The 16,604-nt window shown below is 74.4% G+C and carries 13 protein-coding genes; 8 read left to right on the top strand and 5 right to left on the bottom strand.

What is annotated here, in order from left to right; translation table 11 throughout:
- Positions 1-17 precede the first annotated feature (17 nt).
- The 6 genes from meaB to ACWDR0_RS19285 all read left to right on the top strand — a co-directional run bounded on the left by meaB (position 18) and on the right by ACWDR0_RS19285 (position 8,279).
- The gene (gene meaB / locus ACWDR0_RS19310; protein ID WP_456352904.1) at positions 18-1,001 is read left to right on the top strand and encodes a methylmalonyl Co-A mutase-associated GTPase MeaB; all 984 of its coding nucleotides are present in this window, start codon (positions 18-20) and stop codon (positions 999-1,001) included.
- A 468-nt stretch (positions 1,002-1,469) separates the two neighbouring features.
- Positions 1,470-2,069 carry a putative glycolipid-binding domain-containing protein gene (locus ACWDR0_RS19305; protein ID WP_456352903.1) on the top strand — a complete coding sequence of 200 codons (600 nt, stop codon included), beginning with the start codon at positions 1,470-1,472 and terminating at the stop codon, positions 2,067-2,069.
- A 202-nt stretch (positions 2,070-2,271) separates the two neighbouring features.
- Positions 2,272-3,615, top strand: a complete 1,344-nt coding sequence (locus ACWDR0_RS19300; RefSeq protein WP_456352902.1) for a 6-phospho-beta-glucosidase — start codon at positions 2,272-2,274, stop codon at positions 3,613-3,615.
- Between the two features lie 182 nt (positions 3,616-3,797).
- A complete protein-coding gene (locus ACWDR0_RS19295) occupies positions 3,798-6,257 on the top strand; it encodes an FHA domain-containing protein (protein ID WP_456352901.1) in 2,460 nt (819 codons plus the stop codon).
- A gap of 10 nt (positions 6,258-6,267) precedes the next feature.
- On the top strand, positions 6,268-7,194 hold the full coding sequence (locus ACWDR0_RS19290) for a hypothetical protein (RefSeq protein ID WP_456352900.1): 927 nt from the start codon (positions 6,268-6,270) through the stop codon (positions 7,192-7,194).
- On the top strand, positions 7,191-8,279 hold the full coding sequence (locus ACWDR0_RS19285; protein ID WP_456352899.1) for a serine/threonine-protein kinase: 1,089 nt from the start codon (positions 7,191-7,193) through the stop codon (positions 8,277-8,279). The genes ACWDR0_RS19290 and ACWDR0_RS19285 overlap by 4 nt, the downstream gene beginning before the upstream one ends.
- A gap of 50 nt (positions 8,280-8,329) precedes the next feature.
- Here ACWDR0_RS19285 and ACWDR0_RS19280 read toward each other — a convergent pair whose 3' ends face one another.
- The gene (locus tag ACWDR0_RS19280) at positions 8,330-9,103 is read right to left on the bottom strand and encodes a DUF4241 domain-containing protein (RefSeq protein ID WP_456352898.1); all 774 of its coding nucleotides are present in this window, start codon (positions 9,101-9,103) and stop codon (positions 8,330-8,332) included.
- Between the two features lie 87 nt (positions 9,104-9,190).
- Positions 9,191-10,471 (bottom strand): streptophobe family protein, encoded by a 1,281-nt coding sequence (locus ACWDR0_RS19275; RefSeq protein ID WP_456352897.1) that lies wholly within the window; start codon positions 10,469-10,471, stop codon positions 9,191-9,193.
- Between the two features lie 257 nt (positions 10,472-10,728).
- Here ACWDR0_RS19275 and ACWDR0_RS19270 point away from each other — a divergent pair, with 257 nt between their 5' ends.
- Entirely contained in the window at positions 10,729-12,045 is a 1,317-nt protein-coding gene (locus ACWDR0_RS19270; protein ID WP_456352896.1) for a DUF6777 domain-containing protein, read from the top strand.
- 33 nt (positions 12,046-12,078) lie between these two features.
- On the opposite strand, the gene ACWDR0_RS19265 is transcribed toward ACWDR0_RS19270, so the two are convergent.
- From ACWDR0_RS19265 to ACWDR0_RS19255, 3 genes are all read right to left on the bottom strand, one after another.
- Positions 12,079-12,957, bottom strand: coding sequence for a GNAT family N-acetyltransferase (locus ACWDR0_RS19265; protein ID WP_456352895.1), 879 nt, complete (start codon positions 12,955-12,957; stop codon positions 12,079-12,081).
- Between the two features lie 78 nt (positions 12,958-13,035).
- Positions 13,036-14,490 carry an amino acid permease gene (locus tag ACWDR0_RS19260; protein ID WP_456352919.1) on the bottom strand — a complete coding sequence of 485 codons (1,455 nt, stop codon included), beginning with the start codon at positions 14,488-14,490 and terminating at the stop codon, positions 13,036-13,038.
- A gap of 128 nt (positions 14,491-14,618) precedes the next feature.
- Positions 14,619-15,572, bottom strand: a complete 954-nt coding sequence (locus ACWDR0_RS19255; RefSeq protein WP_456352894.1) for a hypothetical protein — start codon at positions 15,570-15,572, stop codon at positions 14,619-14,621.
- 537 nt (positions 15,573-16,109) lie between these two features.
- On the opposite strand from ACWDR0_RS19255, the gene ACWDR0_RS19250 reads away from it, so the two are divergent.
- Positions 16,110-16,535: a DUF6299 family protein gene (locus tag ACWDR0_RS19250; RefSeq protein WP_456352893.1), complete on the top strand. Its 426-nt coding sequence runs from the start codon at positions 16,110-16,112 to the stop codon at positions 16,533-16,535.
- The last annotated feature ends 69 nt before the right edge of the window (positions 16,536-16,604 follow it).

The following is a 16,604-nucleotide window of genomic DNA, read 5'->3' as shown; positions in this document are numbered from 1 at the left end:
GGGGAGCCGCCGTGCCGGTGAGCATCGACCTCGCCGCGTATGCGAAGGGCGTACGGGACGGTTCGCGGGCCTATGTGGCGCGGGCCGTCACCCTGGTGGAGTCCCGGCGCCCCGACCACCGGGTGCTGGCGCAGGAGTTGCTGTCCGAGCTGCTGCCGTACGCGGGCGCGGCCCGGCGGGTGGGCATCAGCGGGGTGCCGGGGGTCGGCAAGTCGACGTTCATCGACGCGCTGGGCACCATGCTGACGGGGCTCGGGCACCGGGTCGCGGTACTGGCGGTGGACCCGTCGTCCCGGCGCACCGGTGGTTCCATCCTGGGCGACAAGACCCGGATGGAGCGGCTGGCGGTGGATCCGGCGGCCTTCGTCCGGCCCTCGCCGTCGGCGGGGACGCTGGGCGGGGTGGCCAGGGCGACCCGGGAGACCATGGTGGTGATGGAGGCCGCCGGGTACGACGTGGTGCTCGTCGAGACGGTGGGCGTGGGCCAGTCGGAGACCGCGGTCGCCCAGATGGTCGACACCTTCCTGCTGCTGACGCTGGCCAGGACCGGGGACCAGCTCCAGGGCATCAAGAAGGGTGTGCTGGAGCTGGCGGACGTGATCGCGGTCAACAAGGCGGACGGCCCGCACGAGCGGGACGCCCGCTCGGCCGCGCGGGAGCTGGCGGGCGCCCTGCGGCTGATGCATCCCGCGGACGCGGCGTGGAACCCGCCGGTGCTGTCGTGCAGTGCCCGTGAGTCGGCCGGTCTGGACGCGGTGTGGGAGCGGGTGGAGCAGCACCGGGAGGTGCTGGAATCGGCCGGGAGGCTGGCCGCCAAGCGCCGGGACCAGCAGATCGACTGGGTGTGGTCGATGGTCCGGGACGAGCTGGCGGAGCGGCTGCGGACCCATCCCGCGGTCCGGGACGCGGTGCCGGAGCTGGAGCGTGCGGTGCGGGGCGGGGAGCTGACGGCGACACTGGCGGCGCGGCGGATCCTGGAGGCGTTCGAGGGGCCGCGCTGATCGGGGCCCGATGTTTGCGGCGGCCCCGGTGGTGTAGTAAGTATGAGGAGGGTCCCGCCCGGGACCAGGAATCCAAACGGGCGGAACCCAACGCAGTGAAGTGGGTTGACCTGAGCCCCGGTATTGGGGGCTCAGTTCATCCCTTCAGCCACCTCCCCAGCTTCCACGCGATCCGGACCAGCAGGTCCTCGGTGCGCTGCCGCAGTGATGGCTTCTGCTTCCTGCGACGCCCCATGGGCGCCTCCCCTCGGAACCGGCCGCCGAAGTTCCCGGTCGACGGCCCTTCTTTCGGATTCGGGCCGGGCCCCGAGGGAGGGGGCCCGGACGTGTCCGTGAGGGGAGGCGCACCGCAGTGCGCACCGAGCACACTACCGCCGCTCCCCCGTTCGGCCCGACACTTCGTCAACTCGCGTCCACCACGGCCACTCGTGCGAGGGAATGCCCTCGGTGCGGGGTTAGCCTGACCCCATGCGCACCTCCCCCGTATCACACGTACTGACCTGGGAAATCGTGGAGAACCAGGGGTACGAGACCGCCTGGGTCCGGCTCGGGGACGGCGAGCTGGAGGCCCGTGGGCGGGCCGTCGGCATCGCTCCCGAGCCGTACTGGATCTCCTATGAGCTGCGGACCGGACCGGAGTGGCAGACCCGGGAGCTGCGGGTGACCGCCGAGTCGGCGGACGGGGTGCGGGAGACCGTGCTGGCCCACGACGGCGCCGGGCGGTGGACCGTGGACGGGGCGGAGCGGCCCGATCTGACCGGTGCCGTCGACTGCGATCTCGGGCTCTGTCCGCTGACCAACACCATGCCGGTGCTCCGGCACGGGCTGCACCGGCCGGCCGGGGCGGACGGGCCGCGCACGTTCACCATGGCCTGGGTGTCGGTGCCCGATCTGACGGTCCGTGCGTCGGAGCAGACGTACACCCCGCTGGAGGAGACGGACGACGGCGGCGCGCTCGTCCGGTACGAGGCGGGCGACTTCCGCCGGGACATCGAGATCGGCGCGGACGGCTTCGTGGTGGACTATCCGGATCTGGCGTATCTGATCGGCCATGCCTCGCACGGCTGATCCGGTGCCGCGGTCCGGCGGCTGGGTGGCCGTGCAACCGGAAGGCCGTACAGCCGGGAGGCCGTGCAGCCGGGAGGCCGTGGAACCGGGGGGACACGGCGGGTAGCGTGCGCGGTGTGGTGAGCGAACGACGAACCGACCGGCAGCCCTCTCGTCACCGCCGCGCCCGGCGCGCGGCCCGCGGCCAGGAGGTGGTGGCGGTATGAGGCTCGCGCTGCTGGGCGGCGGTGGTTTCCGGGTGCCCCTGGTGTACGGGGCGCTGCTGGCCGACCGGGCCGAGGGGCGGGTCACGGAGCTGGTCCTGCACGATGTCGACGCCGGTCGGCTCGCCGCGGTCGCCCGGGTCCTCGCCGACCAGGCCGACGGAGTGCCGGACGCCCCGGCCGTGGTGGTGACCACCGATCTCGACGACGCGCTGCGCGGCGCCGACTTCGTGTTCTCGGCGATCCGGGTCGGCGGTCTCGAAGGGCGTGCGGCCGACGAGCGGATCGCGCTGGCGGAGGGGGTGCTGGGGCAGGAGACCGTGGGCGCGGGCGGGATCGCCTACGGGCTGCGCACGGTGCCGGTGGCCGTGGAGATCGCCCGCCGGACGGCCCGGCTGGCCCCGGACGCCCGGGTCATCAACTTCACCAACCCGGCGGGTCTGGTCACCGAGGCGATGGCCGGGGTGCTGGGCGACCGGGTCATCGGGATCTGCGACTCCCCGGTGGGTCTGGGGCGGCGGGTCGCCCGGCTGCTGGGCGCCGATCCGGCGACGGCGTGGATCGACTACGCGGGCCTCAACCATCTGGGCTGGCTGCGCGGGCTGCGGTCCGGCGGGGAGGACCTGCTCCCCCGGCTGTTCGCCGATCCGGCGCTGCTCGGCTCCTTCGAGGAGGGCAGGCTGTTCGGGGCGGACTGGCTGCGGACGCTGGGCGCGGTGCCCAACGAGTACCTGCACTACTACTACTTCAACCGCGAGGCGGTGGCCGCCTACCGGAGCGCCGAACGGACCCGGGGCGCCTTCCTCCACGAGCAGCAGGACCGGTTCTACGCGGCGATGGCCCGGCCGGGCGGCGGCTCGGCGCTGGCGGCCTGGGACCGTACCCGGGCCGAGCGTGAGGCGACGTACATGGCGCACAACCGGGAGGCGGCGGGCGCGGGCGAACGGGACGCCGCCGACCTGGAGTCCGGGGGGTACGAGCAGGTCGCGCTGGCGCTGATGCGGGCGATCGCCCGGGACGAGCGGACCACCCTGATCCTGAACGTCCGCAACCGGGGTGCTCTGGCGCCGCTGGACGACGACGCCGTCGTGGAGGTGCCGTGCCTGGTCGACGGCAACGGCGCGCATCCGGTGGCGGTCTCGCCGCTGACCGGGCACGCGGCCGGTCTGGTGACCGCGGTGAAGGCGGTGGAGCGGGAGGTGCTGGCGGCCTCGGAGTCCGGGTCGCGGGCCCGGGCCGTGGCGGCGTTCGCGCTGCACCCGCTGGTCGATTCGGTGGCGGTGGCCCGCAGGCTGCTGGACGCGTACACGGCGGCCCATCCGGGGCTCGCATATCTGCGCTGAGCCGGACCGGGGCGCGGTCCGGCCGCGGGTGGGTCCGGCGCGGGCGTACGGCCCCGGAACCGGCGGCCGACCACGCGGCGCGGCGGGCGGCACCTTTCGGCGTGGCGCTGCCCCGGACGCAGGGCCGCCGCCCGCGCGGCGCACGGCGGGCGGGCTCCGGCGGCCGCCGATAAAATCGGGGTATGGCTGAGCGCCACGCCGCGCCGACCGCCCCCGAGCTGGTGATCGAGACGGACGACGGGGCCACCGTGATGCGTCCCGGGCGGGCCTACCACGTCGGACGCGACCCGCTGTGCGACATCGTGCTCGACGACGACCGGGTGTCGTGGCACCACGCCGTCCTGCGCGCCGACGACGGCCACTGGACCGTGGAGGACGAGGACAGCACCAACGGCACCTACGCGGACGGGGCCCGGGTCCGGGCCCTGGACGTGGGCGCGGGCAGCGTGCTGCGCTTCGGCAGCGCGGCGGACGGACCCCGCGCGGTCCTCGTCGACCGGGCCGCACCACCCCCGGCACCTGCACCGCCCGCCCCTCCCGCACCCACCCCGGCCGCCGCACCCACGCCCACGCCCGCTCCGGCACCCACGCCCGCTCCGGCACCGGCACCGGCCGAATCGTCATCGTCCCGGACAGAGCTGCGGGTGTCCGCGCCCGCCGCCACCGGTACCTTCCGGCAGCCGACGTCCGTACGGCCCCGGCCCGCCCGTACGGTCCGGATCGGGCGGGCCGCCGACAACGATCTCGTCGTCGACGATCTGACGGTCTCCCGCCACCACGCCGAACTGCGCTCCCGCCCCGGCGGCGGCTACGAGATCGCGGACGTCGGCTCCCACAACGGCACCTTCCTCAACGGTGTGGCGGTGGCCGCCGCCGCCGTCGCCGAGGGCGATGTCGTCGGCATCGGGCACTCCGCGTTCTGTCTGGTCGGCGACGAGCTGCGGGAGTACGTCGACACCGGTGAGGTCACCCTCGACGTGCAGGAGCTGACGGTCACCGTGGACCGCGGCCGCCGCACCCTCCTCGAACGGGTCACCTTCCCGGTTCCCGAGCGCTGTCTGCTCGCCGTGGTCGGCCCCAGCGGCGCGGGGAAGTCGACCCTGCTCAACGCGCTCACCGGACTGCGTCCCGCCGACGGCGGAGCGGTGCTGTACGACGGCCGCGACCTCTACCGGGACTACGCCGAACTGCGTCAGCGCATCGGACTCGTACCGCAGGACGACATCCTGCACACCCAGCTGACCGTTCGCGCGGCCCTCGGCTATGCGGCCGAACTGCGGTTCCCGCAGGACACGGCGAAGGAGGAGCGGCGCGGCCGGGTCGCCGAGGTGATCCGGGAGCTCGGCCTGGAGCAACGGGCCGACCAGCCCGTGCACAAACTCTCCGGGGGCCAGCGGAAGCGGGTCAGCGTGGCCCTGGAGCTGCTGACGAAGCCGTCGCTGCTCTTCCTCGACGAGCCGACGTCGGGACTCGACCCGGGCATGGACCGCTCGGTGATGCAGATGCTGCGGACGCTCGCCGACGACGGCCGGACCGTGGTCGTGGTGACGCACAGCGTCCTCAGCCTCGATGTGTGCGACCGGCTGCTGGTCCTGGCGCCGGGCGGCAGGATCGCCTACTACGGGCCGCCCGGCGAAGCGCTGTCGTTCTTCGGCCACGAGCGGTGGCCCGAGGCCTTCGAGGCGTTCGAGAACGAGCCGGACCGGGACTGGGCGGGCGCCTATGCCGCGTCCGAGTACCACCGGCGCTATGTCGCCGACGCCTCCGCGCAACCGCCGCCCGCCGCGGCGGCCGGACCGGCGCCGGCCCCCGCACCGCCGCCGAAGCCGCGGAGCCGGAGCGCCCAGCTGTGGACCCTGATCAGGCGGTACGCGGCGGCGCTCAGCGCGGACCGTACCTTCCTCGTGGTGATGATCGCCCTGCCGTTTGTGATGGGGGCGATGGCCCGGGCTCTGGCGGGCAGCGCCCTGACCCGGGAGACGGCGATGAACGCCCTGCTGATCCTCTGTGTGGGCGGGGTGCTCACGGGTGCCGCGAACGCGGTGCGCGAACTGGTGAAGGAGCGTGCCATCTACCGGCGGGAACGGGCCGTGGGGCTGTCCCGGTCGGCGTATCTGATGTCCAAGGTGGTGGTGCTGGGCACGGTGACGGTGCTCCAGGCCGTGGTCCTCACACTGATCGGGCTGGCCGGGGTGAAGCTCAACGCGCCCGGCGGCCGCGGGGTACTGCTGCCACCGCTGGTGGAACTGACCCTGGCGGTGGCGCTGCTGTCGTTCACCGCGATGATGCTCGGGCTGCTGATCTCCGCGCTGGTCTCCAAGGAGGAGGTCACCATGCCGCTGCTGGTGCTCCTCGCCATCGTGCAGGTGGTGTTCTGCGGGGCGCTGCTGGAGTTGCACGGGCTGCCGGTGGCGGAGCAGCTGGCCTGGCTGGTGCCGTCCCGGTGGGCGCTGGCGGCCATGGCGTCCACGGTGGGGCTGGGACGCCTGGTGCCGGACTCCCTGACGGCGGATCCGCTGTTCGAGCACTCCACGGCGGTGTGGCTGACCGATATGGGCATGATGGTGGTGCTGTCCGTGCTGTACGGCTGGCTGGTCGCCCGGCTCCTGCGCCGCCAGGAGCCCTCCGTGATGCGGAAGTAGGCACCGTTCGATGACCGAGGACTTCACCCCGACGCATGTGGTGCCGCCGGGCGGACTGTCCGCCTGGGAGAATCCGGGCGACGGCCGGCCCGCCGCGTCCCTGGACGCGCTGCTGCCGGTCCTGCTGGCCGACCGGCGCGGTGACTGGGGCCGGATCGTGTGCGCCAACGGCTGGTCGGCCTGGGTGGACGCCAGGCTGCTGGTCGTGGTGCCGCAGCCGCCGCCCGCGACCGGCCGGCCGCTGACCAGGACGGCCGACCAGCGCCCCCAGCTGGCGAAGGCGGGCGAGGCCGTCAGCCGCTACCGCAGCGCGGCGGACGATCTCGCGGGCGGCCGGATCGACGGCGAGACCTTCCGCAGCCGTACCCGGGGGCTGCGGGCCGGGGTGGTGATCGACGGCGAGTCGGTCTGGCTGTACGAGGCGGAGCACGAGCGGTGGGTGTACGGCGACGGGGTGCGGCTGGGTACGTACGCGGTGTCCCGGCCGGCCCGGGACGACGTACCGCCCGGCCCCGGCGAGGCGCGGGACGGCGACGGGCGGGACGGCGACGGACAGGAGGGTGACGGGCAGGACGCTGACGGGCAGGACGCTGACGCGCCGGACCGCGGCACACCGAACGCCGACGGCCGGGACCGGGATACCCGGAGGGCCGGCGGACAGGACGGCGGCGCACCGGACGGCGGGACGGCGCACGGCGGGCGGCAGGAGGGCGGTTCGCCGCGCGACGGTTCCCCGGCCGACGGCACGCCCGGTACCGCGGGCGCGCCGGAGCCCGTACGGCAGCCGCCCCCGGCCGGCGCGCCGCCCCCGACCCGGGTGGTCGAGGAGCCCGGACCGGCCCACGGCTCCGGCGACGCACCGCCGCCCACCAGGGTCGTCGAGCCCGGCGGTCCCGTACCGCCGCCGCCGACCCGCCCCGGTGGTGAGCGCCGATGACGGCGCACGACGGCACCGGCAACGACACCGGCACCGGCACCGGTGACGGCAGAAACGGCGGCGCCGCGGAACCGGCGGAACCCGGACCGCCGTCCGGGCGGCCCACCGAACTGGCGGGGCGGCGGATCGCCGACTACCGGATCGAGCAGGAGATCGGCCGGGGCGGTATGGCGGTGGTGTACCGGGCCCGGGACCTCCGGCTCGACCGGACGGTCGCGCTGAAACTCCTCGCCCCCGAACTGGCCCGCAACGACACCTTCCGGCGCCGCTTCAGCCATGAGTCCCGGGTGGCCGCCGCCATCGACCATCCCCATATCGTGCCGGTCTTCGAGGCCGGGGAGGCGGACGGGCTGCTGTACATCGCCATGCGGTACGTGCCCGGCCAGGACCTGCGGACGATGCTGCGCCGGGAGGGGCCGCTGCCGGTGGCGACGGCGGGCCGGATCGCGGCCCAGACCGCGTCGGCGCTGGACGCCGCGCACCGCCACGATCTGGTGCACCGCGATGTGAAGCCGGGGAACGTGCTGGTCGCCGAGGGGACCGACAGCGAGCATCCGGAGCATGTGTATCTGACGGACTTCGGGCTGACGAAGAAGTCGCTGTCGCTGACCGGGTTCACCACGGTGGGCCAGTTCGTGGGCACCCTGGACTATGTGGCGCCGGAGCAGATCTCGGGGCGGCCGGTGGACGGCCGGTGCGACGTCTACGGGCTGGCGTGCGTGGTGTACGAGATGCTGGGCGGCGCGCCGCCGTTCCAGCGGGACGACGATATGGCCCTGCTCTGGGCCCACCAGTTCGACCCGCCGCCGCCGCTGACGGCCCGCCGCCCGGACCTTCCGGCGGCGGTGGACGAGGTGCTGATCCGGGCGCTGGCGAAGGTCCCGGACGACCGCTACGGCTCGTGCGGGGCGTTCGTCACGGCACTGCGCGCCGCGGCGACCGGACCGGGGCGCTCTCCGACCCGGGTGGTGTCGCTGGTGCCCCCGGGTTCGTCGGGCCCGGCCCCGCCGCCCGCGCCACCGGCCTGGGCGCTGCCGGTCTTCCCCGGGCTCCCGGCGAACTCCGGCCCTGGACCGTCCGGCTGACGGCGTGCGCGAGCCGCCGTGGAAACGGCACGGCCCGCCGGGTGCCCGGGTCAGTCCGTGGGCTCGGGCATGGCGTCGTCCCTCAGCATCATCACGGGCGGTGCGACGACGAGGCATGCGACCTCCCCCGCGGCCGTCCGCCCCAGCCAGGTGGGGAGGGTGGTCTCCTCCGCGGCCACGGTCACCAGATCGGCCCCGACCGTATCGTCCCTGACCAGTTCGTTGCCGTCCGGCAGTGTGACGGTGTCCCGGCCCACGGTTTCTCCGGGGCGCGCGATGGCATCCGCGAGGTGCTTGCGGAAGGGACGGGTCAGGGTCCGCCAGTGTTCGGCGTCGGCGAAACAGCCCATGCCGGTGTCCGTCCAGAATCCCGGCTCCAGGCCGTGGGGAATGTCCTCGACACGTTCCCCCGTGCCGAGGGCCATCTCCCAGCCCACCACCGGTTCGTCACGGACGATCAGCCGGCTCCCGGAGCAGTCCCGCATATCGAGGGGTTCGCCGTTGAACTCGATGACGGCGCTGGTCCAGGCCGTCTCCACCCGGTAGGCACCCGGGGGTATCCGCTCCGCCAGCTCCCGCCAGTCCGCGTCGGGCCAGTCCTCCCACGGCCCGACCGTGACCCAGTCGTTCGACCAGGGGTTACCCACGCCGAGCCGCCCGCTCGGAATGCGGATGGTGGCCGCGTGGATCAGGTCGACGACCGTGACATCCACCTCGGGCTGGTCGTAGACCCCGCCGAGCCGGGTGCCCGGGACGAACACGGAGTGCAGATATGCCGTCGTCCTCGGCCCCGCCGTCAGCCGGGGATGCCCCGTCCACACCATGCTGTGCTCCCCGCGTCGGATCGCCCATCAGTTCGTGGTGCCATCGTAGGGAGCCCCACTGACAACGCCCCCTGGCAACGGCCGCTGTCACCGCACCGCGGTGCCGGTGCGGGACCGGTGCACCAGCCCCGCGAGAAAGCCGGTCACCAGGCCCCAGAGCACGGCCGCGAGGAGCGCCGTCCACCAGCGGGGCAGCAGTTCGACCCGGCCCGACAGGGCGCCGCCGACATCGCCGAGGCCGAGCAGCGAGAGACCGTAGTGGGCCTGGACCCGGCAGAGCAGACAGACCGTCAGTATGGCGACGGCCAGCACCGCGGCGGTCCGCACCGCGTGCTGCCAGGGGCGGGTTCCGGGGGATGAGCGCCGGGCGGCCAGGACCGCGGCGGCGGATACGCCGACGGCGGCGGCGACCAGCAGCCACCAGGCACCGGCGTTCTCGGCGGCGAGGGACCTCAGGTCGAGGGAGGTACCGCCCGGGGTGCGGAGCACGGTGTCCAGGGCCCGTGGCATCGGCAGCCCGAAGGGGCCTTCGGCGAGGCCGTCCCAGACGGTGCCGAGGCCGAGGGTGAGCGCGAGCCAGGCGAGGTTGGGCAGGCCTAGGAGGATCACCGCGAAGGTCTCGGCCGGATGCCCCCGGGTGGCGGCGGTCACCAGTCCGGCGACCAGGGCCAGCACAACGTACGCCAGCAGCAGCAGGGCGACGGCGTGGGCGGCGGGGCGGACCGGGGCGACGGCGCGGACCAGCCGGGCGGGCAGGGCGGCGCGGTGCGAGACCAGCAGGGCCGCCGCGAACAGGGCGGCCAGCCAGAGGAGCCCGTACAGCAGGGTGAGCGGTACGTCGGCGGCGAACCCGGCCTCCGCCGAGAGGCCGAGGATGCTGCCGATGTCGGCGATGGTGCCCTCGGGGGTGATGTCGAAGCTGTGCCGGGCGACCGCCGCAAGTCCGACGAGGACGACGGCCCACAGCAGCCCCAGCCGGGCGGCCCAGCCCGCCAGGTCCCGGGTGCCGACCACGGCGTGATGGCGCAGGGGGCGCAGAAAGCCGCGGGCCAGGACGAGGGCGGCCGCGAGGGTGACCGAGAGGGGGACGGCGGAGAGGTCGCCGCCACCGGCCGCGAGGTCACCGGCGCCGCCGGTGAGTTCGACGGTACCGCCCGCGGCGAGGACCGCGGTGGCCGCGACGACCTGGGGGAAGGCCCCGCCGGGCAGGTCCTGGGCGCCCGCGGCCCACAGCCCCAGCGCGGCGGTGACGACCAGTGCGACCAGCCCGGCGGCCACGGCGAGGAAGGCCTGGATCCAGCCGTAGGGGGTCCGGCCGACGGGTGGGGGGCCCGGGGGGCGCCGCCCGGGCACTGGCTGTTGGCTCACGCCGTCACGCTAAGCAGCGGCGGGGCGCACCGCCCGCCGGAGGGGGCCGACCGCGTCGCGCCGACGGCCCGTCCCGGCTTGCGGACGGTCCGCGGCGGGCGCACACAATGAGCTGCGGGGTATCCGGCGGCCGCTCCCGGCCCGTGGCCCCGCGCTCCGCTCCGTGCCTCCGGCACGGGGCCCCGGCGCACCGCCCGCAGTGTGCGGATCCGTCCGCCGGGCCGTCCGTCGATCTCCTCCGAGCAGGGGAAGAGCCCGTGAGCGCCGAGCCGTCGTCGTCCGAACGTCCGACAGGTCCCCCGTCCGGCCCGCTCGCCGGGCCGTCGGGCGGGGGTACCACTCCCCCGCCGCCCGGTCCGGAGCCGGCGCCGCCGCCGACCCGGGTGTCGGGGCAGGGTCCGGGCGGCCCCGGGGACTCCGGCGGCGGAACGGGCGGAGGCGGTGGTGGCGGGGGCGGTGACGGGTCCGGCGGTCCGGCGGAGCCCGGCAGCGGACCGGAGGGCCCCTGGTGGCGGCGGATTCCCCGGACGGCGCTGATCGGCATCGCGGCGGCCGCGGTGATCGCGATCGTCCTTGTCCTCACCCTGCCGGGCGGCGGGGGCGGTTCGGGCTCGGCGTCCGGCCCGGAGGTGTTCCTCCAGGCGGCGGGCTCCACCGGCCCGGATCCGTACACCGCGTCCACGGCGCAGGAGAGCACCCCGCCGAAGGAGACGGCCTCCCCCACCGGACCGCCGCCGGCGGAGAACACGGTCCGCGCGGTGTCCGGGGCGACGCCCGGGCTGTACGGGGGTACGGAGCAGAAGTCGAGCTGCGACGTGGAGAAGCAGATCGGCTACCTTTCGGCCGACCAGGCGAAGAACACGGCCTTCGCCGGGGTGCTGGGCATCGCGCCCGGCGCCGTACCGGACTATCTGCGGTCCCTGACCCCGGTTCAGCTGCGGATCGACACCCGGGTCACCAACCACGGCTGGCGGGACGGCGCGTCCACGTCCTACCAGGCGGTGCTCCAGGCCGGGACGGCGGTCCTGGTCGACGACCGGGGGGTGCCGCGGGTGCGGTGCGCCTGCGGGAATCCGCTGACCCCGCCCGAGGCGCTGCGCGGCAAGCCGAAAACGACCGGTGACTCCTGGCCCGGGTACCGGGACGAGGGCGTGGTGATCGTCGAACCGGCAGCGGCCGGACTGAAGGAGCTGACGGTCTTCGACGCGGCCGACGGAACCTGGTTCACCCGGCCGGCCGGTACCGGCGGGGGCGCCGACCGGCCGACGGCGCCCCCGGAGAAGAAGCTGCCGTCGTCCCCGCCGTCGTCGTCCGCCGAGCCTTCGGCGTCCGGGTCGGCGTCGAAGACGGCGTCCGCGTCGCCCGGCGAGTCCGGTCCGGCCTCGGAGTCCCCGTCGAAGCCGCCGTCCGAGCCCGGTTCGGAGCCGCCGTCGCAGCCGCCGCCTTCGGAGCCGTCCGCGCCCGCCGAGTCGCCGCCCGCGGTGGAGTCCCCGCCGCCTCCGGCGAGCTATCCGGCGGGGGGTTCGCCGCCCATCGGCTCCGCGCCCGCCTCCCCGGCGTCGCCGGGGCCCTGACCGGCGGCGGGCCGCCGGCCGGGCCGGGGCGGGTCAGCCCAGTTCGAGCGAGGTGATCCCGAACACCCGCTCGGTGCGTACCTCGGGCGCCGGGCCGGTGTACATGCGGGTGGTCGGGAACTGGGCCGTCAGTCCGCGGGCGGTCGCCAGCGCCCCGGCCGCGGCATGGGGTTCGGGCATGTCGACGGCGATCTGCTCCTCGGCGCCCAGCTCCGAGGTGAGGCTGTCGAAGAGCGCCTCCGCGTCCGCCGCGGTGTCCGCGAAGAGGGGGCCGATCCGGTGCGCGTCCCGCCCGGGCCGGATGGCGCCGTAGCCGGTGATCCGCCCGTCGTCGGCGAGCTTCGCGTACGCCGTGTGGCCGGGGGCCGCGAGCCAGCGGGCGACGAAGGTGCCGCGATCGGCGGGGAAGCAGGAGCGGTCGTAGGCGGCGACCGCGGACAGCAGATCGGGGGTGACGGGCACCACCCCGGGCGCGACGCTGCCGCTGCGCAGGGGGCTGCCGCCGTACCGGACGGTGCTGTACGCGGCGGAGAAGCCGGAGCGCTCGTAGTTGCCCTGCTGGGCGGGGACGGCGTCGAGGCCGACCAGCCGGGCCCCGGCGTGCGGAAGGGCGGCCCGCCAGGTGGCCAGGCCGATACCGCGGCCGCGGAGGTCGGGGCGGACCAGGTAGTGGCCGAGGAAGGCGTAGTCGTCGCCGTAGCGGACGATGGAGACGGCGGAGGCGATCCGGCCGTCGAGACGGCCGACGAAGAAGCCCTCGGGGTCGGTGGGATGGAAGCAGGCGGCGTCGCCGTTGCCGGGGTTCCAGCCTTCGGCGGCGGCCCATTCGGCGATCTGGAGCCACTCCTCCAGGGTGGCGCCGGTAACCGTGAGGCCGGTGGTGTCCTGGGTGCTGGAGAGGGGGTTGATCATAACGGATGCGTTCCTTCCGGAGGGTCGCAGGGGAACGGTGGGGTGCGGACCCGGGCGGGTCCGCGGTCCGGCGGCCGGTCAGATGAGGTCCATCGCGGCCACCTCGTCGGGGCTGCCGTAGCTGACCGGCCCCGAGAAGCGTCTGCGGGCGGTGGCGAACCACCAGACGGTGGCCACCAGCACCACGGCCACCAGGGCGATCGGGGCGTAGTTGAAGGTGGTGGGGGTGATGGGTGAGGCGTGCGGAAGGACGAACAGCACACTGCTCAGCCCGATCCAGACGACGGCGACGCGGGCCACGGGTACGCCCCAGCGCCCCAGGTGCCAGGGGCCGGGCCGGAACTCGCCCTTGAGGCGCAGCCGCAGGAAGATGGGGATGCCGTAGGCGAGGTACATGCCGACGACGTTGACGCTGACGATGGCGGCGAAGGCGGTGTGGGACCAGAGGCCGGGGACGGTGAGCGTGAAGGAGCAGCCGGCCGCCAGCCAGACCGCGTTGACGGGGGTCCGGGTGCGCATGCTGACGGTGTGCCAGAGGCGGGAGCCGGGCATGGCGCCGTCGCGGGAGAAGGCGAAGATCTGCCGGGCGTTGCTGGTCATGTTGGCGAGTCCGCAGAAGAGCATGGAGCCGATGACGACGAGCATCAGCAGCCCGGCGATTCCGGTGCCGAGGGCGTCGGTCAGCACCCGTACGGAGGCGACCGGGGCGCCCGCCGTCGCGGCGTAGTCGCCGACCGAGTGGACCAGTGCCAGCATCAGGGCGAGTCCGGCGAGGGCGGACCAGCCGATGGCCCGGACGATGCCGCAGGGGGTGCTGACCGTGGAGCGCACGGTCTCCTCGGACATATGGAAGCTGCCGTCGAAGCCGGTGTAGGTCCAGCTGGTCACGAGCAGGCCGAGCAGTGCGGCGTACACCCCGCTGGTGAATCCGGTGTCGTTGACGAAGTGGGCGGAGAACTCCAGCGGCCGGTGGGTCCCGGGCACCAGCAGCAGGGAGCCGACGATGAGGGTGACGCCGCCCGCCAGCCACCAGACCGAGATCCGGATGACGATGGCGACGAGATCCACGGTGTAGGTGTTGGCCAGGGCCTGGACGAGCAGGATCAGTGCGGTGATGGCGACGGTGCTGGCGCCGGTGGCCCGGTATCCGGGGTGGTAGAGGGTGACGAAGGCCTGGAGGAACGCGGCGGCGGCGTAGGCGGTGGCGGCGGTGCCGCCGACCTGGCCCACGAAGTTGAGCCAGCCGGTGAACCAGGACCAGGCGCCGCGGTGCCTGCGGGCGAGTTTCCCGGCGGCGAAGTAGAGAGCGCCGCTGGTGGGGTAGGCGGAGGCGATCTCCGCCATCGCGGCGCCGACGAACAGCACCATCACGGAAACCGAGATCCATCCCGCGACCAGGATCAGCGGACCGCCCGCGGCCATTCCGTAGCCGAAGGCGGAAAAGATTCCGGAGATGACGTTGATGATGGTGAAGGAAATGGCGAAATTGTCGAAGGCCCGGAATCTGCGGGTGAGTTTGCGGGGATATCCCATGGCGTGCAGGGTCGCGTCGTCGTCGAGGGCGACGGTCCCGTCGCCCCGGTGGCGATTCCTGCGTCCAACGGCGGTGAGGTGTTCCGGCACCGTCGGCCCCTTTCCCGAGCGTCCCGAAGTTGCTGGTCTCATGCGGCGGGCACCGGCAGGCCCAGAATGCGGCGGGCCCTGGTCAGCTGGTCGCCGGGGTCGCCGAAGGCGCTCCACGGCATCCGCGCGGCGTACGGTCCCATCGCGGTCAGCACCTCCCGGGCCTCCGGCTGCCGGCGGCCCATGTAGAGGGCGTGCGCCAGATAGGACAGGTCCAGTACCGGGGTGAAGCGGTAGCGGGGGACCTCGGGCAGCCAGTTGCGGTAGCCGTGCAGTGCGGTGGCGACCCACTGGGGCTGGCGCCAGGTGCGGTGAGCCAGCAGGGACGAGGGGTCGTACTCCTCGGCGAGGGCGACCAGCGGCAGCAGGCGCAGGGCCGAGCCGACGGGGGCGCGGTGGCTGAGGAAGGAGGCCACGTCCCAGCGGGCGCTGGCGGTGCCGCCGTAGCGGGCGAAGTAGAAGGCGAGGAAGCGGTGGTGGGCCTCGCGGTTCCAGGGGTCCAGGCGTAACGCCCGGGCCAGCAGCGGCCAGGGGCCGGACGGCGCGGTGAGCAGTCCCTGGGGCGCGGGATCGCGGGGGCGGCGGATCCGGGCGAGGGCGAGCCTGGCCACCCAGGGGGTGGGGTCGCGGGGATCGGCGAGGGCGGCGCGCTCGCAGGCGGTCTCGGCGATGCCGAGGAGCGCGCCGGCGTGCCGGGCGCCGCTGTCCTCGGCGCGCAGCGCGCGGAGCATCGCCACCCGGGCCCAGAGCAGCGCGGATTCGGGGCCGGGCGCTTCGGCGAGCCAGCGCTCGGCGAGGTCGGAGTCCGCGGCCTCGGAGGCCAGGACCAGGGAGCGGTGGGCGCGGGTGCCGTAGTCGCCCCGGGTCTCGCGCAGGGCGCGTTCGGCGCCGAGGTAGCGGCCGGCCTTGACGTCGATGCAGGCGCGCGCCAGCCGACGGTCGTCGGCCGCCGGATGCCAGACGTACTGTCCCCCGAAAGACCCGGCAGGCACGTTCCCCTCCCCCGTCGCCCCTGACGCCGCCTCCGGCCCGCATTCCGGCCCGGGCCCGGTCGTGGCCGGGGGAATGCGGCGGCCGGATCCGTGTGGATCACCGGCGGCGGGATCACACCCTACTCATCAACAAGTCTTGGGGAAAACACTCGTCCGGGTAACGGATGCGTTCTTCACCCCGTCGGGGCGGGCACTCCTGGCTTGTTTCTGGCATATGCCCGAACGGATGCCTCCCAGCTCAATACCATGCCCGGCTGCGATTACCCCGAGTTCACTCCCGGGAATCACCCGAAGGAGAACATCTGTCCGGCTTTCCGCTGGCCCGAAACGGCCCATTGCCCCGCTGTCCGGAACCATGGCCGCGGCCGTGGTCAGCGGCCCTCCGGAGCTGCCGGAACCACGGTCCCCGGGCGGCGGGGAGCGGTCGGCCGGACGGCGTACGGCGCCGCGCCCGGCGCTCTTCCGAATCATGATCGAACGATTCGCCCACCGGTGTGGACCGGCGCCACCGGACCGCACCGCACTCGTTGTGCGGGCATGATCAACGCTCGCCGCGCCGCGGTTCTCCCGTCGCTCGCCCTCGCCGCCGTACTCTCGGCCCTCCTGCTGCCCGGCACCGCCCGGGCCCAGTTCGCCCCCGAGCCCGTCACCGTCGACTCCACGGGCCGGATCGCCCCCGACGGTTCGCTGGTGCTCACCGGCACCTACTACTGCTCCCCCGGCTCAGGAACGGTCCTGGTCGACGCCGAGGCCCGCCAGGGGGGTTCACGGGCCGACCTGGAAGGGTTCATCGCCGTCTGCGACGGCCGGCTGCACACCTGGGAGGTGACCGGCAGCCCCCAGGGCACGTTCGTGCCGGGCGAGGCGGGCGTCAAGGTGACCGCCGTGGAGCTGGCCAAGGGCGGCCTGCCGTTCCCCGTCGACGGCTACTCGGCCGAGACCGGGGTGAACCTGGTCCGCTGACGCGGACCCGGCCGGCCGTACGGACCGGTCGGCCGGTCGGCCGGTCCGTACGGCTCCGGGGGGTCCGCC

It is taken from the genome of Streptomyces sp. NPDC003691 (assembly GCF_053981115.1).
Note: the sequence above shows the minus strand (reverse complement) of the source record. Positions and strands in the feature narration are given on the sequence as shown.